The 23,148-nt window shown below is 52.3% G+C and carries 20 protein-coding genes and 2 pseudogenes; 14 read left to right on the top strand and 8 right to left on the bottom strand.

Going from position 1 to position 23,148, the window contains the following annotated elements:
• Positions 1-136 (bottom strand): annotated as a pseudogene (locus tag ESO89_RS12190) (IS5/IS1182 family transposase); the annotation flags it as partial.
• A 263-nt stretch (positions 137-399) separates the two neighbouring features.
• Between ESO89_RS12190 and ESO89_RS12185 the strand changes: the two are divergent.
• Positions 400-1,803, top strand: a complete 1,404-nt coding sequence (locus ESO89_RS12185) for a sulfatase-like hydrolase/transferase (protein WP_164932789.1) — start codon at positions 400-402, stop codon at positions 1,801-1,803.
• A 65-nt stretch (positions 1,804-1,868) separates the two neighbouring features.
• On the opposite strand, the gene ESO89_RS18575 is transcribed toward ESO89_RS12185, so the two are convergent.
• On the bottom strand, positions 1,869-2,663 hold the full coding sequence (locus ESO89_RS18575; RefSeq protein ID WP_164932788.1) for an O-antigen ligase family protein: 795 nt from the start codon (positions 2,661-2,663) through the stop codon (positions 1,869-1,871).
• Between the two features lie 965 nt (positions 2,664-3,628).
• Between ESO89_RS18575 and ESO89_RS12175 the strand changes: the two are divergent.
• The 4 genes and pseudogenes from ESO89_RS12175 to ESO89_RS12155 all read left to right on the top strand — a co-directional run bounded on the left by ESO89_RS12175 (position 3,629) and on the right by ESO89_RS12155 (position 8,772).
• Positions 3,629-4,449 (top strand): annotated as a pseudogene (locus ESO89_RS12175) (IS5 family transposase).
• A gap of 504 nt (positions 4,450-4,953) precedes the next feature.
• On the top strand, positions 4,954-6,126 hold the full coding sequence (locus tag ESO89_RS12165) for a glycosyltransferase family 4 protein (RefSeq protein WP_164932787.1): 1,173 nt from the start codon (positions 4,954-4,956) through the stop codon (positions 6,124-6,126).
• A 103-nt stretch (positions 6,127-6,229) separates the two neighbouring features.
• Positions 6,230-7,045 (top strand): glycosyltransferase, encoded by an 816-nt coding sequence (locus tag ESO89_RS12160; RefSeq protein WP_128905747.1) that lies wholly within the window; start codon positions 6,230-6,232, stop codon positions 7,043-7,045.
• A gap of 647 nt (positions 7,046-7,692) precedes the next feature.
• The gene (locus ESO89_RS12155; protein WP_164932786.1) at positions 7,693-8,772 is read left to right on the top strand and encodes a glycosyltransferase family 4 protein; all 1,080 of its coding nucleotides are present in this window, start codon (positions 7,693-7,695) and stop codon (positions 8,770-8,772) included.
• A gap of 34 nt (positions 8,773-8,806) precedes the next feature.
• On the opposite strand, the gene ESO89_RS12150 is transcribed toward ESO89_RS12155, so the two are convergent.
• Together ESO89_RS12150 and ESO89_RS12145 are read right to left on the bottom strand one after the other, a co-directional pair.
• Positions 8,807-10,324, bottom strand: coding sequence for a flippase (locus ESO89_RS12150; protein ID WP_128905745.1), 1,518 nt, complete (start codon positions 10,322-10,324; stop codon positions 8,807-8,809).
• 2 nt (positions 10,325-10,326) lie between these two features.
• Positions 10,327-11,955, bottom strand: coding sequence for an alkaline phosphatase family protein (locus tag ESO89_RS12145; protein ID WP_128905744.1), 1,629 nt, complete (start codon positions 11,953-11,955; stop codon positions 10,327-10,329).
• Positions 11,956-12,045: 90 nt separating this feature from the next.
• Here ESO89_RS12145 and ESO89_RS12140 point away from each other — a divergent pair, with 90 nt between their 5' ends.
• Genes ESO89_RS12140 through ESO89_RS12130 form a run of 3 tightly spaced genes read left to right on the top strand, consistent with a single transcriptional unit; the run spans position 12,046 to position 13,762 of the window.
• Entirely contained in the window at positions 12,046-12,510 is a 465-nt protein-coding gene (locus ESO89_RS12140) for a dTDP-4-dehydrorhamnose 3,5-epimerase family protein (protein ID WP_128905743.1), read from the top strand.
• A complete protein-coding gene (locus tag ESO89_RS12135; protein ID WP_128905742.1) occupies positions 12,507-13,580 on the top strand; it encodes a glucose-1-phosphate thymidylyltransferase in 1,074 nt (357 codons plus the stop codon). The genes ESO89_RS12140 and ESO89_RS12135 overlap by 4 nt, the downstream gene beginning before the upstream one ends.
• 2 nt (positions 13,581-13,582) lie before the next feature.
• Complete coding sequence (locus ESO89_RS12130; protein ID WP_128905741.1) at positions 13,583-13,762, top strand: hypothetical protein; 180 nt, start codon at positions 13,583-13,585, stop codon at positions 13,760-13,762.
• Here ESO89_RS12130 and rfbD read toward each other — a convergent pair.
• Positions 13,759-14,637, bottom strand: coding sequence for a dTDP-4-dehydrorhamnose reductase (gene rfbD, locus ESO89_RS12125; RefSeq protein WP_128905740.1), 879 nt, complete (start codon positions 14,635-14,637; stop codon positions 13,759-13,761). The genes ESO89_RS12130 and rfbD overlap by 4 nt on opposite strands.
• Positions 14,638-14,690: 53 nt before the next feature.
• Here rfbD and rfbB point away from each other — a divergent pair, with 53 nt between their 5' ends.
• Positions 14,691-15,611, top strand: a complete 921-nt coding sequence (gene rfbB / locus ESO89_RS12120) for a dTDP-glucose 4,6-dehydratase (protein ID WP_128905739.1) — start codon at positions 14,691-14,693, stop codon at positions 15,609-15,611.
• A gap of 181 nt (positions 15,612-15,792) precedes the next feature.
• On the opposite strand, the gene ESO89_RS12115 is transcribed toward rfbB, so the two are convergent.
• Together ESO89_RS12115 and ESO89_RS12110 are read right to left on the bottom strand one after the other, a co-directional pair.
• Positions 15,793-16,446, bottom strand: coding sequence for a cell division control protein 6-like protein (locus ESO89_RS12115; RefSeq protein ID WP_241686217.1), 654 nt, complete (start codon positions 16,444-16,446; stop codon positions 15,793-15,795).
• A 280-nt stretch (positions 16,447-16,726) separates the two neighbouring features.
• Positions 16,727-17,065, bottom strand: coding sequence for a hypothetical protein (locus ESO89_RS12110; RefSeq protein ID WP_206731760.1), 339 nt, complete (start codon positions 17,063-17,065; stop codon positions 16,727-16,729).
• An 819-nt stretch (positions 17,066-17,884) separates the two neighbouring features.
• On the opposite strand from ESO89_RS12110, the gene ESO89_RS12105 reads away from it, so the two are divergent.
• From ESO89_RS12105 to ESO89_RS12090, 4 genes are all read left to right on the top strand, one after another.
• A complete protein-coding gene (locus ESO89_RS12105) occupies positions 17,885-19,081 on the top strand; it encodes a Cdc6/Cdc18 family protein (protein ID WP_128905738.1) in 1,197 nt (398 codons plus the stop codon).
• Between the two features lie 413 nt (positions 19,082-19,494).
• The gene (locus ESO89_RS12100) at positions 19,495-20,745 is read left to right on the top strand and encodes an RNA-guided endonuclease InsQ/TnpB family protein (RefSeq protein WP_050026732.1); all 1,251 of its coding nucleotides are present in this window, start codon (positions 19,495-19,497) and stop codon (positions 20,743-20,745) included.
• Between the two features lie 324 nt (positions 20,746-21,069).
• On the top strand, positions 21,070-21,420 hold the full coding sequence (locus ESO89_RS12095; protein ID WP_241686216.1) for a winged helix-turn-helix domain-containing protein: 351 nt from the start codon (positions 21,070-21,072) through the stop codon (positions 21,418-21,420).
• Between the two features lies 1 nt (position 21,421).
• A complete protein-coding gene (locus ESO89_RS12090) occupies positions 21,422-21,742 on the top strand; it encodes a hypothetical protein (RefSeq protein WP_128905737.1) in 321 nt (106 codons plus the stop codon).
• A gap of 31 nt (positions 21,743-21,773) precedes the next feature.
• Here ESO89_RS12090 and ESO89_RS12085 read toward each other — a convergent pair whose 3' ends face one another.
• Entirely contained in the window at positions 21,774-22,067 is a 294-nt protein-coding gene (locus ESO89_RS12085) for a hypothetical protein (RefSeq protein WP_206731759.1), read from the bottom strand.
• A gap of 77 nt (positions 22,068-22,144) precedes the next feature.
• Here ESO89_RS12085 and ESO89_RS12080 point away from each other — a divergent pair.
• The coding region (locus tag ESO89_RS12080; RefSeq protein ID WP_128905758.1) for an IS4-like element ISH30 family transposase at positions 22,145-23,148 on the top strand (1,004 nt) is incomplete at its 3' end.

Raw genomic sequence — 23,148 nt, 5'->3', positions numbered from 1 at the left:
GCAGACAGTGAAGGGAAACGAGTGCATAGTCGGCGAATCCGCCGCCACCTTCCGGGGCGGCGGATTCGCCTCCATCGCCAGTAACTCTTTGAGCAACCGGTACAACCTCCCCGATGAAGCGGGAGATTTGCGTCATAGACAACCTCATTCTCCCGCTTCAACTCCTTTGATTTAGCGGCCTACCTCTCTGCCGTATGGCGATTCAACACAGCCATTTGTAGGTTTATAAGCACGCTAAGAATGTGTCTTAGATGTAGCTGGCAGCCACTGACTCGAAAAATCGAGATCTGAGCTATCCTGACAAATCTGTAGAATCGGTCACGGAAACATCGATCGACGCCCTCCACGGGACGGCATGATAATCCGTATGCTTATTACCAAATATATGTACGTGTAAACGTGACTGAAAATCCTAACGTCATCTGGATAACTTTAGAGAGTGTTAGACAGGATCACACGAATGTTGGTGGGTACGATCGCGATACTACGCCAAATCTTGCGAATATCTCGGCTACATCGCGCGCCACCACATACTCAAACTGTTTTTCGCACTCGCTCTGGACGCCCCCGTGTAGCGCATCGATACTGACGGGTACCTACATGTCGTCCCACGGCTTGGGAATGGATGGGTCAGCCGGGGAGAAAATCCCTGACGATCTCAACACCCTGCCGGAACTCCTATCGGACGAAGGGTACACCACTGCGTGTCTCTCCCCGTCGCCCTACATTAGTGAGGCCACAGGACTCGACCGGGGATTCGACCGGTTTACCCGTCTTTCAGCCAAGCGACTACTCAACGCGGCCAATCCGATGTCGCTAATGAAGTACGCCCTCGCCGTCAGATCAGACGGCCCTGGATTCGCGCTGAACTACCGACGACACAACCTGTCGTTTATCATGTCCCAGATGGCGAAGAAGTGGATCACAGAATTGAGTCGCCGGGACCCAGTTTTCCTTTACCTCCATATGCCGAATCCTCATCACCCGTATACACCGTGTAACCGTTGGATCGAGGAATTCACCGACGAGATTTCGATGACTTCGGAAGAGGCGATGGACCTCGTAATGAACGTGTTCGACTCAACAGAGAGTCTCAACGAACACATGGCCAACGGATGCGATTTCTCATCCGATGAATGGGACGCAATCAAGGCAATGTACGACGCCGAGGTTCGTGACGCCGATCGGTACGTCGGGGAATTGTTCGATCACGTCACGGAGCTTGACCGTGACACGATCTTCGTCGTGACCGGCGACCACGGGGAATTTTTCGGCGAACTCGGGCTTCTCGGTCACAATCTAGCCCTCCACGACGCTGTCACGAATGTCCCGCTGGTCCTGTACGGGGTCCCCGACCTACACGCGGGACCGGACGACCTCGTCCAGCACATCGATGTCACTCGGACGATCGGCGAGTACGTGGGATGTGCCACAGACCAGTTTCAAGGTATCGACCTACGAGAGGGTACTCGGGAATACTGTCTGATTCAGCGTGGAACCGCAGATCTTGACAGTTACACTGAATACAACACGGAATTTGACGAGTCGCGATTCTTCGAGTCGACGGTTGACTGCCTTCGGTCTCCTCAGTTTAAGTACATTGAGGGTAACAAGAAACGTTTCCTCTTCGAACTGCCGGATGAGGAGTATCTGGTCGGAGAGGCCAATCCACAGAAAGAAGATGAAATGGCGACGGAACTGGAAAGCCTGTTGGCTAGTCTTCCGGACTGGAGCGGCGGTGCTCAGGACGCTGAGTTCACCGAGGAAATGAAAGAGCGGCTTTCTGATCTCGGATATGTATGAGACACAGTGTCGATCAGCGTTCACACCGACACGATAAGGATGCGTTGCTTTTTCGGAAGATCTGTTTATTTCAAGTTGGTATCACTATCAGTAATGGCGTTCTCATTCGGGCGGTCGTGAACGATGTGGATCAGCATCCCACTAATGACTCCAAAAATGACACACCACTTCACATCGTTCAGTAATGGGCCAGTGAGAGACGAAACGAGCAAACTGACCGTGGCAGCCATACATCCGAGCAGATAGAGTCCATCACCGTCAAGTCCATCTTGAAGTAGTACCCGGAGTCCGTTGCGGAAAATCAGTTGCCAGTAGCGAAGGAAAAAGACGAGGCCGACAGCGCCGATTGACCACAGTAAATACGCGTAGTAATTGTGTGAGTACGCGTTGGAGGTCCAACCGATTCCCTCCCATGAATACCGGTTAACCGAGTAGAACGTGTACTCCGCTCCCCAGCCGTGACCAACGAGCAGCATCAACGGGTTTGTAACCGCGTCGGTAAGCAGTCCCTGAAGTTCGAAAAGTCGGTCCCGAAACGAGTCACTCTGAAAAGCATTCGGAATCGAACGCATCCGTTCAACTAGAAACCCTAGAAGTCTGTCTGGGGTTATGAGGAACATGAATACGATCCCAAATATAGCTATCAAAGCCCAAATAATCAGGGAGTGTGCTTTCGAAGAAGATTGATATAGATATACAGCGGCAGTGAACCCGATTGCCGCAGCAGTCGCAATCCACATTGTTCGTGTGAACGAAATGAATAGACTAGCCCCGGCAATAACAACTCCAACTACGACAATAGTCTGTTGAATCCTGTTGAGGTCTCGGAACCCGATGAGGGCTGGAAGGAGCAGTGTCATAAGAATCCCCGCATGCTGCGGCCTACCGAGATACCGAAGGTATTGTAAATTATTGATCGTTGAGAGATCAACGGATAGCACCCCGAATAATGGAATGAGGACAGCCATAATTTTGATTCCAATGAGAGACGAATACATCAATGAGAGGTGTTCACGGGAGCGGATGGTGAAGAGTGTGACGAGGGTTACCGTCACCAGCACAATAATGGGAAACAGTAGGCGTCCCCAAGTGACGATATCAACGCCGTTAGCGGTAGCGGAAAAAACCGACAATATCGACCACACACCGAGGAGTAGGAGCCAAACTACTGTCTGTGGAATGGCAGTGCGAGTTCGGGGAGATGTCCATCGCCAGACGAGAATACTCCACACTCCTAACCCAGGGATTATGAAGAGTAGCCCTAATTCTAGCAGTGTGATTCCAGCTGTGCTTCGCTGAAGCATCGCAACGATGAGGATCAAGAGAAGTGAGAGGAGAAGCGACAGGTTGTGGCCGGTGAATTGACGTGTCTCCATAGACGATATTAGTATTATTGTTAGTCACGTTGTGATTATTGAATCTTCCGACTGCACCGCCTAGGCCGCAGGTCGGCCAGATATCGGAATACATAGCGGCGACAGGACTGGTTCTGAGAGGGCCACGAACATCAACTCATGTAACCCACTCTTCCGACCGTTCTTCCACGGTGCCCTCGTCTGCTGCGACACCCTCTACCCTGTGACGTCCCATACCGAATCTCTCTCGTAGATTCTATGTTGACCTATTAACCCGTCGCGTTTGAACTCTCTAAACTCTGCCCGCACGTTTCCCACCCCATACCGGTTCTCGGTCTCGCGCGGATTGTCCCCTATATCGAAGGACTCGGTAGACGCTGATTTATCAACCCACGCCTCATAGTTTCGAACAATTTTTGGCTCTGTTGAAATCCTCAAAGAGTTACATGTTTTTCCTGTAATTCTACAGGATGAAGGCCCTCCCGAAGTCGCAGATTCTTCGTTTTATTGAGAAGGCGATCCATCTGGCACGCCGAGCGGTCTCTCGATACTCCTCGAAGTTCTCTAAACACCGCTACACACTCCCCCAGCACGTTGTTCTGCTGTGTCTCAAATCCGGAAGAACACGACCTATCGTGGCCTGCTTGATGAACTGATTGAAATGCCACGCATCCGTCGTGTTCTCGGGCTAACCGAGCTTCCTACTGCTTCAACGCTGTGTAAGGTGTTCAACCGGCTTGATATGGCTGTGTGGCGTGTTATATTGACCCTCTCAGCGACGTTACTTCCGACAAGCGGAGTTGTTGGTGTTGATGCGTCAGGATTCGACCGTAGTCACGCTTCGAAACACTACAAGAAACGTGCTGAACTCACGATTCAGCAGCTCAAAGTGACGTTGCTGGTCGATGCGAAGATGAACGCAATTCTCGATCTACACGTGACGACGACTCGAAAACACGGTAGCCAGATCGCTCCGTCGTTGATCAAGCGCAACCCCGAGTGTATCGATATTCTCCTCGGAGACAAAGGCTACGACGATCAGAAAATCAGACGGCTCGCCCGGCAACACGAGGTTCGGCCACTGATTAAGCATCGTGAGTTCAAATCACTCCATAAGGCATGGAATGCACGCTTAGACGCTGATCTCTACGGCCAACGGAGTCAATCCGAGACTGTGAACTCAACGCTCAAGCGAAAGTACGGTGCGTTCGTCCGCTCACGACGATGGTGGAAACAGTTCCGTGAACTCACCATTGCTTGTCTCATTCATAATGTAGATCGATCACTCTGAGCGGTCAATACAGAGGACTCACGGCTCGCTCAGTACAGATTATCCAAGAGAGGAGTGAATTCGCTCTCTGTATTGGGGGTTTCCGTAGATACCGATAGCAACCACGAGTAACGATATACTAGCGGTGACCAACGAGCCAATCGGACCTCTCCATTCTGGGCCGAAAAATAGTCCACCGAGGCTAATTAAAAAGCCCAGAACGCCCATAAACACAAGTATCCACCCTAACGCACCGGACAGGATCCTGCCGATTTGTTCGGTTAACACGACAATTTTTGAAGGGCCTGCCATACGTTGTCTCTTGATTCAATATTAATGTGCTTTCGGGTAGGTAGCAGCTCTCATCGACCGGCTGTTTCAGACGAAAATATATCTGAAGAATAGGATTTCAACAGAGCCTACTACCCCGTATGAACTTATTGCGGACTTCGATTGTCGACAGCCATAAAACATCGAAAGGTGAAAGACCGTCGTCCCTAACTCAACTACTGGATGCAGGTTTTGATGCTTGACCCGTCGGCGTTCACCCCACCGTACGACCACCACCTGTGTCGCGGGCTGGCATCTGTCGGCTGTGATCTCACGCTCTACACGACCCGCGCAGACTACCATCTGTGGGACAGTGATATGCCCTACGACCGAGTCGAGTACTTCTACCGGTACACAGACGCGCTCTACAGAGACTGCGACGGACCCCCAGGTCGAACTGCGGTTAAGGGTCTGGAACACATCATAGATATGACTCGGTTCGTACGAGAAGCACAGGTACGCGATCCCGACATGATTCATGTCCAGTGGGCACCGGTGCCAATCATCGACCGGTGGTTCCTCCGGGCGCTCAACCGGATCGCCCCGTTAGTTTTCACTGTCCACGACACTACGCCGTTCCACGGCGCGAGCACGTCTCGGATCCAGCTCCTAGGTACGGACGCAGTATACGATGTAGCTGACCATCTGATCGTCCACACTGAGGTCTCCCGAGACGAACTGGTTGATCGAGGGGTCTCGCCGGACAACATTTCGGTTATTCCGCACGGTATCCTGGAGTACCCAACCGAGACTGCCGCAGACAGTGGGTACATACAAAGTGGGGGCGACGACGGGGACAAAGACCGCACAATCCTCTTTTTTGGCACCATCAAGCCCTACAAAAACGTGGACACCTTACTGGAGGCATTCGCATCATTACCATCAGAAACGCGCGCGACGACAGAACTACATGTTGCCGGCAACCCCAAGATGGACGTCGAACCCCTTCGGCGGCGAGCAGCGGAGTTGGACATACAGTCGTCTGTCCGCTGGGACCTGCGGTTTGTCCCAGACGCGGAGGTGCCCGCACTTTTTGATGCTGCCGACCTTGTCGTATTCCCGTATGATGATATTGACCAAAGCGGCTCTCTGCTGACTGCTGTCCAGTACGAGACCCCAATTGTGGCGACCGACATCGCTGGGTTCGCCGAGGTGCTGACGGACGGGGAACACGGGTTCCTTATCCAACCGGACGCCCCGGCAGCACTCGGGGACGCGATGTATCGTGTGCTAACCGATCCTGAACTGGCGGAGCAAATGGGCGAGAAGGTTACAGAACTGGCAGAGTCCATTCCAACTTGGGAGGCAATCGCCCATACCACGTGCGAGGTATATGAGATGCTATCTAGCGACTTACTAGAGTCCTGATGATTGTCCGGCTTACAATTATTGCAAGCTATATAGAAAACGTACAAAATATGATTAACCTTACCCCCCGAACAAAATACGCAATGAGTTCAAAAAAGCGAATATGAGCCCAACCGTTTCAGTAGTAATGACTACCTATCCGGGCGACCACCAGTCGGAACTACGGAACTGTCTCACTAGTCTATCAGGACAGCGACGACAACCCGATGAAGTTATTATTGTACGAGGGAACGAACTCCCCTCTGAATTAGTCAATGTGATTCATGAGTTTGAAAAAAAAATACCATTCTCTGTCCACGATATTGTTGTTGATGAGAAAGGAAGAGGATATGCTCGAAGAATCGGTGTCAAAAGAGCCACATCTGAGTTCATCGCTATTATGGACGCTGACGATATCGCATGTCCCAACCGATTGAGTAGACAGTTAGAATATTTCGAGGAAAATCCATCCACTGACCTTGTCGGTGGGTACATTGGAGAATTCGAAACAGATCCTAACGAAATTAAATCGGTGCGCAAAGTTCCAACTGAACTGGATGATATTCAGAGAATGGCACACTATCGCTCTCCAATTAATCATCCAACCGTTATGTTTCGTCGGAATACGGTAATTGATGTGGGAAATTATCGTATGATGGAATACGGAGAAGATTATGAACTCTGCTGTCGGTTATTAACAAATGATGCGAAAGTCGCTAATATATCTGAAATACTGGTTAAAGTCCGAGCAAAAGGATTGATGACGCGACGTCAAGGGCGCAAAATAATCTACCGAGAAATCTATTTACAACGTGCTATCGTTCAGTCCGGATTCTATGGATGGGTGATCGCATTTGTGAATCTCATGATTAGGATACCGATTCGCTTACTTCCAAAACATTTGCTAAAACGTATTTATACTGCGCTCCTACGTTCATAATTTAGTACATGTTATTCTGGGACCTGTGGAGTCGATTGTTGGTGATTCTGGGTGTTGTTTCAAAACAAAGCTTCAATACTTCTATTCATAATTCCCGGAAATCTATCATAACGCCGGAACAAAATAATGCGTGGTTCTGTGCTTGGAGACATCCATGGGGTGAGAACCATCATCACGCTAGTGACCCGGTCGACAAGTCCAGATTCGGACCCACTTCCCACCAATGAATGATCCGAAGAGAACTACTGAGATGATCTGGATATGGATCATATGCCCGAGTTCTCTGCGACTAATTTATCAATTATACCCTTAACAAATTGAATGAACCAGTAGTGAAGATACAGATCAAATGTGAGCCGCTAGTTGACAATATAAAATAAATATTGGGTGACAGCTCTCTCAATCGGTTACTAAAGTATAGCGACACATACTTAGGTGTCCTGACCGGAGTAACCGATGCTTAGAACCTAGTTGGGGCTCCTGTTCATTATACAATCAACGTATGGTTGGCCATGCTCCAATACTGGCGTATTATGAACTCAGCTAAAAAGAATCCGTTTCTATTGCTCGATAAGGTAAACTACCAATAGATGCTCGTTTCTGTCGTATCCCCTGATCTCTCTCATAACTGTCTTGGCCGTGCCTACGTGCTCGCCCAACTCATCGAACGAAATCACGAGGTCGAAATCGTTGGCCCACAACTCGAAGAAGATATTTGGGAACCAATACAAGACGAATACGAGTATAAAGGAATTAAAACCGGTAGTCGGCTGTACCAGTTCCCCCTTGCTATTCCAGACCTCCTTGACAAAATCTCGGGTGATGTGGTGTACGCATCGAAACCTAGAACGACGAGCTACGGATTGAGTCTGCTTGCGACACTTGGCCGGGATAAACCCCTGATTTTGGATATCGACGACTGGGAGACGGGATTTAGTCATCGGCACGGGAAAATCAAAACGTACGCCAAAGGGATCCCACAACTTCTTACGGTAAATTCTGTATATTACAGGCGCTTTTTCGAAGCCCTCTCCGGACTCGCCAATGCCCGAACCGTCTCGAACCAGTTCCTTCAAGACCGGTTCAGAGGCACGGTGATCCCGCACGCCAAGGATACCGACAAGCTCGATCCCAGCCGCTATAATAAGGCTAGGGTCCGTGGCGAACTCGATCTCCCCTCGGACGACTTCCTCGTAATGTTCTCTGGAACCCCGCGGACATACAAGGGCGTAGACGACCTCGCCAGAGCGGTCGCCGCGATCGATCGAAACGACGTGCGGGCCGTCGTCGTCGGCGCACATGAGTCTGAGTACATGGACACGGTCCGACAACTCGGTGGTGATTCGATTATCATCCGAGGGATACAGCCGTTCGACGAGATCCCGAAGTGGCTTTCGGCTGCGGACGTTATCGCCATCCCACAGAAAGATAACCCCGTGACTTGGGGACAGATGCCGTCAAAGGTATTCGACGCGATGGCGATGGCTAAGCCTGTGATTGCGAGTGATGTGAGCGACTTACCCCTTGTACTGGAGGATTGTGGTCGGATTATTGAGCCAGGAAACGTTGAACAGCTTCAGACTTCGATCGTTGAATTACAAGATCATCCTGGGCTACGAAAATCACTAGGCTGTCGGGCTCGAGAGAGGTGTATTGAGAAGTACAGCTATGATGCGCTATCGCCAGTCATCGATGACGTAATCACTAGCGCTTTTACCAGTAAGTAAATTTCTGAGCAGCGTTGGATTCGTGTGTCCAAAATCACCGAATAATCTTGGAAAAAATAGAATAACCAATCCTATTATCTATTTTGTGCGCAATCTGTTTATCATCTTTTGAAAAACTCCCAAATAGTGCCAACATAGGAATATAGCTAATTACAACCACTATTGGTAGAGTAACAGAGATAAGAATCTGTGAATCAACTTTTGAAACGAGAGACCAGCCTAATAGAATAGGGACACCTGCTGCTAGGTATGTTCGAAACAGTCGCGATGTATATGGATGTGACTTTTCGAAAAGATAGATCTCGATGATACCAGCAAATCCAGCAATTGCAAGCGCAGTTGCGGTTCCGATTCCAGCACCAAGAATGCCGATTTGAGGAATGAGTATAATATCGAGAATCCCATTAATAATAACTAATACTACGGAATTAAAAAGTGTTAGGCGGGTGTAACCTAATCCTTCTAGAACCATCCCTTCAGGACCTGAAGACGCGTTCAACATATAGCCGATTACAAGGGCAACTAGGGCGGTATTCGCTACAGTGTACTCATCCGTAAAGAATAGTGATAAATAGATTCCTGGTGCCAATACAAGTGTTATCGCAATCGGAAGTGATAACATTGTCACCCACCGCGTAGCGAGCTGAAACCGGGTTCGGAGCGTGGCTGTGTCCGAATTTACTTCTGCAATCATCGGTTTGAATATTGGAGTAATAGCACTCAGTACAATCAGGAGGTTGCTGCCGAGAAGATACGCAACTTGATAATGACCGACTTCGCTGGAAGTTAAATAGTAGCCAATCACGAACGAATCAATTTGACCGACGATAGAATAGATCACACCAGCGAGTACTAGTGGTAACGAGTACGAGATGAGCGCTCTATTTGAGATCGGTTGAGCAGTTGTTTTCCGAAACCAGTCCAACTCATATAAAAAGAATACAATTCCAAATGATATAGTGACAATAATACCGATCAGATGTCCACCAACCAAACCGAGAACCCCTGCTCCTCCAAATAAAAGAATAACAATACTAATCGTTCGAGTGATTGGGTTTATTATATTCTTCATTAATACACTATATTTTATTTTCTTAACGCTATTGAAGGTAGTCAATAATAGATTATTGATCGTTTGGATTGGGATTAGAAGACATAATATGAGTAGTACAAATCCCAGTTGAGGTTCCTCAAATAGGCTTTCGATATATCCACGAAAGATTACTAACAGAATAGCTCCGAGCGTAGAAGAAATAATGCCGATTACAAACGCGTTTTGTAGGGTCTTTTTTGCTTTTCCGTTGTTAGATTCGGCCAAATATTTTGGAATAAAGTAATCAAGTGAACGGTGTATGCTCAAACTCGAAAACCCCTGGACGAACATAACTATTGACAGTCCTAATACGAACGTACCGTATTCCGAGGAAGATGTTAATCGTGTGGCTGCTGCTACGAATAAAAATCCGAGTACCTTACCAACGACGTTTCCGGCTAAGCCGATTCCTCCCTGTGTAGCAAGGGTTGATGCGCCGTCGTCACTTTCATCACCCATAGTCAGCCGAGATAACCTAGATCGTCTAACTGCTCTTCAAGCTCCGATTCTTCTTCTATACTCCATTCACGCGCTGCTTGATTTGATATCCCGTATTTATCTGTCTTTGTGATCTCTCGCTTGTCTTGAATCTCTGCTGAAAACAGGTCTGATAATACTCTCCCGTCCATATTATCCGGTACCGGTTGTTCGACGAGATACAATAGTGTTGGTGCGATGTCCATTACCGAACTATTTTCAATTGAGCCAGTATCAAATGATGGTCCACTTGCGATGAGTATCCCGTCTCTTCGATGGTCTCCAGTCCGTTCTGCTCCTTTCTGTGATGAAGACTGAAGTAATGTCTCAGACCGTCCGCCTTTCAGCGTGTACTCCGGTTTTGTTATGGCTACGAGATCTGGCGCGTCTTCAATTGCCCATCCTTCATATATTTCATCTTTTTTGTACACATTTTCAAGCAAATCATCTCCGGTTTCAGGATGCTGAATAGACTGTAGCGATCGTTTAATCTCATCTACTAGAGTGTTGTACTGATCTTCTATTACTATTCCTTTAGTGAATCTCTCTTCCATATTAATAAAGAATCCTTGTCCTGAAAGTGTGGTAAAGAACACATCCGTCTTTTCCCAGTCGACATCATTACGACGTTCACTCTTGAGACGCTGACCGGTATCGACCCAATATGCTGGTATAATTGATTTGATAAACCTATCTAAATCAGCCTGTTTAACCGTCTTCCAGCCTGCTTCAATTAAAGCTGAGATGATACTTTTTGTATCAAGCGAAGGAGACTGACGAGTCAGCAACCCCTCTTGCTCGAGCCATTCATCAATATGAATGTCATGAGTTAACGGTCCGAAACCATGATCTGAAATCACTAATATATTACAATCTTCCTCAACCATCTCCATAATCCGACCAATCCCTCTGTCGACTATCTCGTAGTACTCTTCGATAGCTCCATCTAATTTTCCGTCTTCAATATAACGTGGATGGGACTTATCGAAATATTTCCAGAAAAAATGCTGTATTCGGTCTGAACCATCGTATACTGTCATCCCAAAGTCGGTGTCGAATTCGTCTAACAACTCGCAAAAAATATCCGTTTGATGCTCTGCCACGTCATGTAGGTTATCTCTGAAAGCCTCAAGATCTCCTTCACTCTTCAGGGACCCGTCTTCAAATAAATCTTCAACGGGACCAACTTTTTCAGACAGTGACTGTGGTGTAGCAAAATCATCAACAGTACTCGGCGTCGGGAATCCCGTCACCATATATCCAGAAACCTCGTCCGGAGGATAAGTAAATGGGATTTTAAATAACCCCGTCGACGTATTATGATCATTCATAACTTTCCAGAACGGTGTTGCTTTCCGATCTGTTGAGTTTATTGAACGTCGCCGATAATCCTTATCGAACCAACTAAAATCGTAAACACCATGTTTCCCCGGATTGGTTCCGGTTTGAATCGAGTTCCAAGCTAAAGGTGAAACAGGTGGTATCGTCGATTCAAGTGGGCCAGAAACACCCTGTTCCTTGAGTCGGGCGAGATTCGGTAGTCGGCCGTCGGCGATCAAGGGACTGATGACATCCCATTCTCCTCCGTCAAGCCCGATCACCAGCGTATCCATATACACCCGTTAATAACAGGTCATTATCAATGGCGTGATTCCATATTCTGCTTCAATAAGGTTAAGAGACTCCTGTAACAGGTACTATCTATGATTCATGATGTGGAAGTCCGCGACCTCCAAGTGAATACTGACGAACGCGGACATCTCGTCGAGATGTTCCGCGAGGACTGGAACGAGTACGACCCCGAACCTACCATGTCGTACTTCTCAATGAGCTACCCTGGAGTGATTCGAGCGTGGCACCGACATACTCGCGGTCAAATAGATCACTTTGTCTGCCCCCAAGGCCGAATCAAAGTCGGCGTGTACGACGACCGCGATAACTCACCGACCCAGGGCGAGGTGAACACGTTCGTCATCGGCGAACACAACCAGCAAGTAATCCGAATTCCCGGAGTGTGCTGGCACGGCTTCAAAGTAATCGGCAACGAACAGGCGCTTCTCGTAAACTTCCCAACGAACCTCTACGACTACGAGGACCCCGACGAGGAGCGACTTCCACACGACACCGACAAAATTCCCCTAGACTGGGAGGCTGACCCCCACGAATGAAGGGCGTCCTACTCGCTGGTGGGACCGGCTCGCGCCTGCGTCCCATCACGCATACGGGCCCGAAGCAGCTCGTCCCGGTCGCGAACAAACCGGTCATCCAGTACGCGATCGAAGACCTACGCGAAGCCGGAATCTCGGAAATCGGCGTCGTTCTCGGCAACAAGGGTCGCGAGGCGATCCAATCGTTCCTTGGCGACGGGAGTGAGTTCGGCGTCGAGATCACCTACATCGTCCAAGGGCGACCCTTGGGACTCGCCCACGCGGTCGGCTGTGCGGAGCCGTTCGTCGACGGCGACGACTTCGTGGTCTACCTCGGCGACAACATGCTCAAGCGCGGTATTGTCGACGTCGTCGAGGGGTTCCGTTCCGGTCAGTTCGACGCCGGGATCGCCCTTCAGGAAGTCGACAATCCGACCCAGTTCGGAATCGCGGACGTCGACGACGACGGCAGGGTCACTCGGCTCGTCGAGAAGCCTGATGATCCGCCTTCCGACCTCGCGCTGATCGGAATCTACGTGTTCACGCCACACATCTTTGACGCGATCAAGGAGATCGAACCCTCGTGGCGCGGTGAACTGGAAATCACCGACGCGATTCAACACCTGCTCGACGACGGCGGCGCGATAGACTCGCAGGTCGTCGAAGGCTGGTGGAAAGACACCGGGAAGCCGGAGGACGTGCTCGAAGCGAACCGGCTGGTCCTCGAAGATCTCGAGGCGACGCGCGCCGGCTCTATCGACGTGGATGCCAAAGTCGAAGGCAGAGTCGACCTCGCCGAGTCGTCGCGGATCGAATCCGATGCGGTGGTCCGCGGACCCGTGTCGATAGCCGAGAACACGACCATCGAATCGGGCACGTACGTTGGACCGTACACTGCGATCGGCGCGAACTCCACGATCCGAAACGCCCACGTCGAGAACAGCGTCGTGGTCGGAGACACCGATATCACGACGAGCGGGCGGATCATCGACAGCTTGATCGGTCGCGGAGCCGCGATCGGAAGCGCCGAAGGCCGGCTCCCGGAAGGTCGCCGACTCGTGGTTGGCGAGAACTCACAACTCGAACTGTAACCATGCGTGTCATTACCCTCGAATGTCCGGAATGCGGCACCGTCGTCGCCGCGAACGAACTCGAAGACAATCGGATCATGAAGTGTCCCGGCAACAACTGTGAATCCATCCTCCGGTTCGATGATCTCCCGGAAGACAACCGGTCGTTCTATCTGAAGAACAAAGAGCAATACCGGCTCTAAAGCAGATCCGCGAGGTCCTCAGCGAGCGTCGACTGGGGACGATCGAGCGCTTCCTCGACTGCCGCCGTATTGAGACACGTGTACCGCGGTCGTTCCGCGTCGCGATCGATATCGTTCATCGAACTCTCCGTGAGCGTCGCGTTCTCGAACCCGGCTTCCTCAACGATCAGTTCGCCGAACTCGTACGGCGTAACACAGGATCGGCTCGCGACGTTGAACGTTCCCTTCTGATCGGCTTCGAGGAGATTCAACAAAGTCTTCGCAGTCGCTTTTGCGTACGAGGGCGAGACTCGCTGGTCGGTGAAAAGCGGAATTTCATCCCCTTCACCTGCCTTCTCAAGCACCCACGCCGGGAAGCCCGATACTGATCCGTCCGGTAGAGACCGACCGTAGACGAACGACAGGCGGGCGATTAGTGGATCTGGATGTAACTCCTGAACACGTCGCTCCCCCGCCAGTTTCGACTCCCCGTACACTTGTTTTGGGGCGGGTTCAGCATCCTCTGAATAGGGTTCTGTCTCCTCACCATCTAAGACGTAGTCAGTCGAGGTATGGACGAGTGCGGCGTCAACGCTGTCGGCGGCCCGAGCCACGTGTTCTGCACCGTCCGCGTTGACCGCGTAGGCCTGCTCCGGATCGGTTTCACACCCATCGACGTCTGTCATCGCCGCGCAGTTGACGATCGCGTCAGGATCGATTTCGGTGACGAGGTCGTCTACCGCAGTCGAGGAGGTAATATCGATCTGATGGCTTGGACGGTCGAATCCCGGATCTTCCGAGTGGTATGCGGTCACGACTGTTTCGTTCCGGTTGAGTGCGACCGATGTGACGTTTCCACCCAATAAGCCGCCCGCGCCCACGACGAGTACCCGCATGCGGACCGGTCTGATGGATAGTGATTTATAGGTGACGACGTACCCTCGAATCAATGCGTGTGCTCGTGACCGGCGGCGCCGGATTCATCGGTTCAAACTTTGTCCACCATCTCCTCGAAACGACGGATCATCACGCCGTGACGCTCGATTCGCTTACCTACGCCGGAACGACAGAGAATCTCTCTGAAGTTCTCGACCACGAGCGTCACCGGTTCGTCGAGGGAGATATTCGGGACGAGGAGCTCGTCGGTGATCTCGTCGAGGACTGTGACGTGATCGTCAACTTTGCCGCCGAGTCGCACGTCGACAGATCCATCAAAGACGCCGAACCCTTCGTCTCAACGAACGTCGACGGGACGCGAACATTACTCGATGCTGCGCTGGAACACGGCCTCGATACCTTCGTCCAGATCTCGACTGATGAGGTGTACGGCACAATCGAATCTGGAAGCGTGACGGAAGAGGCTCCCTTCGATCCCAGAAACCCCTACTCGGCGACGAAAGCGAGTGCGGACCTCCTCGCATTGAGTTATCACACGACGCATGATCTTCCGGTCATCGTGACACGGTCATCGAACAACTACGGTCCCTACCAGCACCGTGAGAAACTCATCCCGAAGTTCATCACACGCGCGGCCGCAGGTGAGACGCTTCCGGTGTACGGTGACGGGTCAAACGTTCGTGAGTGGCTGTACGTCGAGGATAACTGTCGAGCGATCATGACAGTGCTTGAGAACGGCGCTCCAGGGGAGGTGTACAATATCGGGAGTGGAACGGAGCTGACGAACATCGACGTCACCGAACGAATCATCGAGATAGTGGGTGGCTCAGAGGATCAGATCGAATTCGTTGAGGATCGCCCCGGTCACGATCAACGATACTCCCTTGACGCGACCAAACTTCGATCGCTGGGGTGGGAACCGGAACGAAGCTTCGAGGATGGGTTAGCAGAGACTGTCGAATACTATCTCTGAACTTCTTTTCTGGTGAGTTTTAGTCCGCCATCCCCGGCGTAGACCACTATCATAATGCGGTCGCGAGGGGAGGGCGCTCACGTGGACAAGTTCTTTCAGTCGATCATCGACCTCACACTGTTCATTCCCATACTACAGCCCTCTGGCCCCAGTCAGAGAGAGTACATTTCGTGTGCTTTCACTACGCGTGCTCGGCGATCTCCGTCCGCGTCTCCAAGACGATCTCCGGATCGAGATCCAACTCATACTCGTAGTACTGCCCCCCGCTCAGTCCCTTGTTCTGCTCGTGGCGTCGAAGGAACCCCAGCATGTGAAGATCCGAAAGATGGTCTTGGATACTTTTCAGCGTCGACAGCGGCGACGCGGCGTGCGACTCCGCAACCCGCTCGTACGTTCGCTGGATCTCCTTCGACCGCGCCGGAGCCCCGCCACTCGTCTGGAGGGTCGCGATCGTTTCCATGACACACCACACATACTCGGTCTGGTCTCGGATCGTGTTCGCGATCCGACCGCGCTGGACTCGTTCCCGTACGGTCCCGAGCGCGTCTGTGACCGGCGCCTCGCCGTGCTGCTCGGCCAACCCCGCGCCGACGCGGAGCAGATCGAGCGCCTGCCGCGCGTTCTCCACCTCCTGCGCGGCCAACGCCGCCCCCTTCGCGATCGCTGATGTGTCACACGCCTCGTCGACGACGGCGCGGTCCGCCCGGTGGTCCAGAATCGTTCGTAGTTCCGCGGCGCCGGACGGACTGACGGAGCTCTCGGTCTCCATGGGCGTGTCCGTCACCGTCGGCGAGAGCGTCTTTCGAACCGTATCGTCGGTACTGATCCCGAGCACGCCGACCGTCGCGTCCGTGATGTGACTGTTCGCTCTCGCGCGCGTGGCAGCTCGTACAGCAGCGTGTTCGCGTCCTCCAGATGGTCGATCTCGTCGCACACGACGCGGTGCGTCCCCCCGATGCGATCGAAATGTTGGTACAGTTCGTCGAACGCGTCGCCGGTCCCGAGTCCCCGCTCCGGGAACCGGCTGGCGCGCTCCGGAAGCAACCGTTGACGAGGCTGCGAACCACGGTTCCGAACACCGACGAGAGTACTGAAGAACTCCCCGTGGGCAGCGACTACTCCCCGACGCTGTTGAGCGCGCTATTCAACTCGAAGAGCTCGCGGACGACGTCGCTGTCCGCGATCCGATACCGTCGTGGTGATGTGTTCGGAACGTCCTCGATGAGTTCGACCTCACACAAGAGGTCGGTGTAGTTGCCAACGGTCTGGCGCGTGACGCCGGCGTGTTCTGCGAGTTCGGTTTTGTTGAACTCGCGGTTCGGCGGAAGATCGAGCAACGCGTCGACGAGAATCGGGATCGCATCGTGCTGCGTGAGGTAGAGCCACCCGCTCGGGTGTTCTTTCCGGAGTTCCTTTGTTGCCCCGCGGTCATCCGCGTGCTCCATACTGCTCATACAGAGAGACACCATCTACGTGTATAAGCGTTCTCACGAGTGTTAACGGTCATTAACAGTCACCATATGAGAATGAGCACCGAAGAACACGATCGGGAGTAACTCCATATACTGAACACTGACCGTACTCCCGTCGCGTTCATCGCCACCCCCACCCCACCGTGTCAAGTGTTCTTTTCGAGACAGGGTGGAACACTTTCCCCTGAGACCCCACCGTGTCGAGTATTCGAGCAGAACCACCCAGGACCGTCCGAACAAACGCTAACCGAACTCACCGGGTCACGTGATCCGTGTCGCCACGCCCGTCGGGAGCGCGATGGAGTCGCAGTCCCGAACCACGTCGCTGACGATACCGAGGTCAACTTGGACTCGTACTGACAACGTCGGGCTCTCCGGGCGAACGGTACGGGGACACACCGTATACCGAGTGAAATAGGGAGATGAATCCCCGTCAAACCGTCGTCACACACGTCGTGCCGAGTGACACCTGCCGAAACAGTAAAACGCAGTCAACATGACCTGCTCCAGTTAGAACCAGCCCCCAACCAGACCCTAGGGTCGCAGACACACCTTCGACCGAGTGAGCTCCCACGAAAGCGAACAGACCGCAGACGTCCATCGTCTCACCACTAAGACCCAAATTGCTCTGCTAGTAGCACAACGTTTGCCGATCTCACTCGGTAGTTGGTGTGTAACAATAAGAGATTTAGTATTTATACACAACTCAAAACCAGCTTAGAAAACCTACTATACCTATCCTATATATCTCACTCGGCACGAGGTCGGTAGTATTTTATGAACTGAAGATCAGAACCCTGTATGACGAATCGCGGCGATATCTTCGAGACCGGTGAGATCTTTCGGGATCGAAAACTGGTCCGGGTCGGGCACGTTCCTGATCTCGAGCGTGTGGTTGGCAGAGACGATGAGATCGATGCGATCGGCAGTGCCCTCGCTCCGGCAATCCGAGGCGGACCTCCGGAAACGACGATCGTCTATGGAAAGACTGGAACCGGAAAGTCACTCGTTACGAGGTGTGTCTGTCGTGAGGCCACGAGACGAGCTGAAGAAAACGACGTTACGTTCGCTCACGCCTACATCGACTGTTCGGATTACGGCACGGAAACACAGGCGAGCCGCCAAATGGCCCGTGATCTACACAGTACAGTCAAAAACTCGGTTGGCGAACAGTCGATCCCTCGCAAGGGAATTGGCGCAGCAGATTATCGCGACATCGTGTGGGAGATGATTGATGACGCCAACGTTGATGCCTTTCTCGTGATACTCGATGAAATCGACAAGTTGGACGGTGATGAACTGCTACGGAGCATCTCGCGCGCCCAAGAAAGCGGGAAAGCTGACGCATTCATCGGAGCGATCTGTATCAGCAACAAGATCGAATACCGAGAACGGTTGAGCGAGCGGGTCGATTCTTCGCTCCAGGATAACGAACTCGTGTTCGATCCGTACGATGCCCGCCAGTTGGAAGCCATTTTGACCCGCCGTCGGGACGCCTTCGCCGAGGGTGTGCTTGAAGACGAGGTCATTCCGAAAACGGCGGCCTTGTCAGCACGTGAGCATGGAGACGCACGGAAAGCGATCGATATGTTGTATGAAGCAGGGCGGCTCGCTGAGAAGGAGCGGGCCGAACACGTTACTGAAGCGCATGTGGATGCCGCGCTTGAGAAAGCGGAAATCAATCGCTTCCAGAAACTCGTGAGTGGACAACCACCCCATGTCAAGCATATCCTCCGCGCGCTTGCGCTCCTCACTGAACAGACTGATCGTCAGCAGTTCCGCACGGCGGAAGTATATGATATGTATACAAATATCGCCGACGAGGTCGATACCTCTCCGCTGAGCTACGATCGCGTCCAGCGACTTCTCAAAGAGCAGGCGTTTCTCGGTGTGACCGAAAGCGAACATACCGGTGGTGGGCACAAGGAGGGAAGCTATCGCGTCCACCGGCTCCTGCGTTCACCTGAGATCGTCACGAAGGGCCTCGATCAGCAATAACGGATCAAGTGTCCACACTCGGTACGAGGTGTGTGTGACATCCATACGTTGTGGGCTCAAACGATCGGTTTCACTCGGTACTGGGTGTGTCTCTCGGTGGCGCCAGCGACGATCGATCCACATGACTAGAGATGAAACGGACAACAACGCTCACAAATGAGGCGATATGAATCGTCCTCCGAGAGAATCAACAGTCAAGGCCGTAATCTCACTCGGCACTGGGTGTGTATAACTATGTCAAGTGTATCGTATGTCATCACACTTCGTCGCAGTCTATCTTTCTACGAGGAGAGAATCCCGGCGTTTACGCCAGGAGTGAATCCGACAACGGTGACACAGTCTCTCACCCATTACAGGCTGGATATTCCACGCTCATCCACACCGTTAAGTAGGATTATCTACATAGGCTATGTATGGCGATTAAGGCCACACGTACCTACGTTGGTTCCATCCAGAACCACCAACAGGTCTGTGATGGTCTTGATTCGCTCGGAGACTCCGCCTCGAAGATCTGGAACGTCGCACGATGGACAGCCGACCGAATCTGGGACGCAACCGGCGAGATCCCGAACGGTAATGTGCTGAAATCGTATATGAAGAACCAGTCGTGCTGGAAAGACTTGAACGCACAATCCAGTCAGAAAGTCATTGAAGAACTTTCTGACGCTTTCCAGTCATGGTTCGATCTGCGACACAACTCCAGTAAGGCGAATCCCCCCGGCTACCGCAAACACGGTGACACCCGACCCAAGAGTACGGTGACGTTCAAAGAAGACGGGTTCAAACACGACCCTGGGAACAACCGCGTCCGACTCTCGAAAGGCTCAAATCTGAAAGAACACTTCTCAGATTTCCTACTCTGCGAATACCAGACCCGGCCAGACGTTGATCTCTCGGAGGTCAACAGGGTACAGAATGTTCGTGCCGTCTGGAACGGTGAGAGATGGGAACTTCACTTCGTCTGTAAAATCGACCTCGAAACAGCGGATTCAGCTGGCGACGGCGTGGCAGGGATCGATCTCGGCATTACAAACATCGCTACGGTCGCGTTCCCCGACGAATACGTGTTGTACCCCGGCAACTCGCTCAAAGAAGACAAACACTACTTCACCAGAGTTGAGTACGACACCGAGGGAGAGAACGGCCCGTCAGAGCAGTCGATGTGGGCGCGTCGGAAACTCTCCGAACGTGAGACACACTTCTACCACACGCTGACGGACGCCATCATCACGGAGTGCGTCGAACGCGGTGTCGGCACGCTCGCAGTGAGTTGGCCTGAAGACGTTCGAGAGTCTAATTGGGGCAAGACCGGTAATAAGAAACTGCACACGTGGCCGTTCGACAGCATCTACCAGTACCTCGCATACAAAGGGGAGATGCGCGGTGTTGCGGTGCTGAAAGAGAACGAGTGGAACACCTCGAAAACGTGTTCACGATGTGGAGACGACACGAAATCGAACCGTGTCGAACGTGGCCTGTACGTCTGCTCGTCGTGTGAGTTGGTAGCCAACGCGGATTGTAACGGGGCAGAGAATATGCGTCAGAAGATAACTCCGAGTCCTCACGGCGAGGATAGGAGTAACGGCTGTGTGGCACAGCCATCGACACACTTGTTCGACCGCGAGAGCGGGACGTTTCACACGAGAGAACAGGTCGTGTCGTAGACCAGCAAATATCCCACCTGCGGCACGGGAAGCCTCGCCGTTTACGGCGAGGAGGATGTCACCGGTTAGCACTTGACGTAGTGGGGTGTCGGGTGACTACCCCACCGACCCGTCCGCTTCCCCCATAGAATCAACACCAAAGTGGAAAAGAAGCCCGGGGACGACGGCATCGTCGCGGAACTGGTCGTTGAGCGCAGGGATCGGGTGCGCGGGTACCGGTACACGTTCTCGACGGATAGCAGCGAGCACGTTTTCAACGGGCGGGAGACTCTGTGTGAGTAGTGTCCAACAGATTTAACACCCAACGCAAGCGTAACAGAAGGTATGTCGAACCAGTCGCAAACCGAACAAACGGAGATGGCAACGGTGCGTGATGAGTATCCATCGGGGCTACGTGTGCTCATGCAAAACGAGAGTGTCGGATACATGATTGATGCGCTGATGGATATGCCCGGCACTACGTTCAGTAAATCCCGGTTAGCGGAGCACGCTGGCGTCAGTCGACAATCTGTTCATACACACATCACGCTGCTCGTCAATCTCGGAATTGTGAAGGAAGTGGATGACGCCGATCCAGTTGAGTACACGCTCAACGATGGCGACGAAATTATTCGACTGCTTCATCGTCTTGAAGGAGTAGTAAACAGGCGGCTCAACCCGAAAGTCGACGATTAACATGGAGGAGTTGGGTCCGACAGCTCGGATCGTCTGGAAGTTGGCCCGGAACCACACGTGGGGACAGCCTATCCCCGAAGAAGACGTGATCGCTCTCGCAACGAAAGACGAAGACGGTGACGAAATGAGAGCCGCCCTCGACGCGGCACTGGAACTGTCGTTCCTCAGTGTCGGCCCACATGGCGTATACATTCCAAACGGCCAAACAAAACACGAGGAAGCCGCAGACTGGCTCCGAGAGAGCACGGGACTGCGGTTTGTAGACGTCTTAATGACGGCTACTGGCTGTGCCAACCAGCTGTTACTCACATTTTTCAGTTGACATTCTTCTCACGTGAACGCAGAGGAGACTGTCAATTGGGTGGAAGAGAGTCATCATATCCGTCATCAAGGATTTCGGAACAATCAACGGGAATGCTGGTCCACGCGTTCTTCACTACCTCGTACCCAGTCCATCCTTCCGTCCGAATCATCTCCACAGTTGCTTCGCAGAATTCAGGCTTTGAGATGAGATCGTTGTCTAGCAAGATATAGAGGAGATACGGTGGTCCCACAACGTCAATGTCGTACCCATTGTCCTCGATGAGACGCCGAAGTGAACGTCTCGCCGCTGAGTCAAGAATCGAGACAATCTGATACGGAGACATCCGTTGTAGTTTAACTCCTCGTGCCAGCACCGTCTGCTGATCTGAATACCGTTGGAACTACTTGTCAGAGAAACCCGGTGGCTGCTGTGAGTTACGAACCACCGGATTCAGTGATTGTCGACCGGATCAAAAGAGCGTTTCCCTCTGATGAGTTGCGCGAGCGCGCTCGCGCAACGAATCTCATCCAACGAGAGCGCAAGTTCGACACTGTCGCGTTGTTCTACACCCTCTCACTGGGTTTCGCTGCTGGATCAGATCGCTCTATTCAGGCATTTCTCGAACGGTTCGTCGAAATGGCTGACTGTGACGAACTCGCTTATCCAACCTTCCACGGCTGGTTTTCACCCGCGTTCGTTGCACTCCTGCGAGAGATTCTCGATGACGCCATCGAGAATCTCGAACCGGGACAAACCGACCTCAGCGGACGTCTCGAACGCTTTCGAGACGTCCTCATTGTTGACGCCTCTATCGTCTCACTCTACCAAGACGCTACAGACGTCTACGCAGCGACTGGCGAAGATCAAGCTGGCGTGAAGCTCCACCTCACAGAATCACTCTCAACCGGACTTCCTACGCGGTTTCAAACGACTGACGCCAAAACGCAGGAACGGAGCCAGCTACCCACCGGCGAGTGGGTAGCTGGCGCACTCGTCTTACTCGATCTCGGCTTCTACGACTTCTGGTTGTTCGACCGTATCGATCAAAACGACGGCTGGTTCGTCTCACGGGTCAAAGATGACGCGAACTTCGAGATCGTCGAAGAGCTTCGCACATGGCGGGGAAACAGTATTCCACTCGAAGGCGAGTCGCTGCAGGACGTCCTCGACGACCTGCAGCGACAGGCGATCGACGCTCGGATCACCCTCTCATTCGACCGCAAGCGAGGGTCGGGCGTCAGCACGACCCGAACGTTCCGACTCGTCGGTGTGCTCAACGAGGACAGCGGTGAGTACCATCTCTACCTAACGAATCTTGCCAGAGACAACTACCACGCGCCCGATATCGCACAGCTCTATCGGGCGCGCTGGGAGATTGAGCTGCTGTTCAAGGAACTCAAATCGCGCTTCGGTCTTGATGAGAT

Source organism: Halorubrum amylolyticum, assembly GCF_004114995.1.
GTDB lineage: Archaea > Halobacteriota > Halobacteria > Halobacteriales > Haloferacaceae > Halorubrum > Halorubrum amylolyticum.
This window is presented reverse-complemented; position numbering and strand designations above follow the sequence as displayed.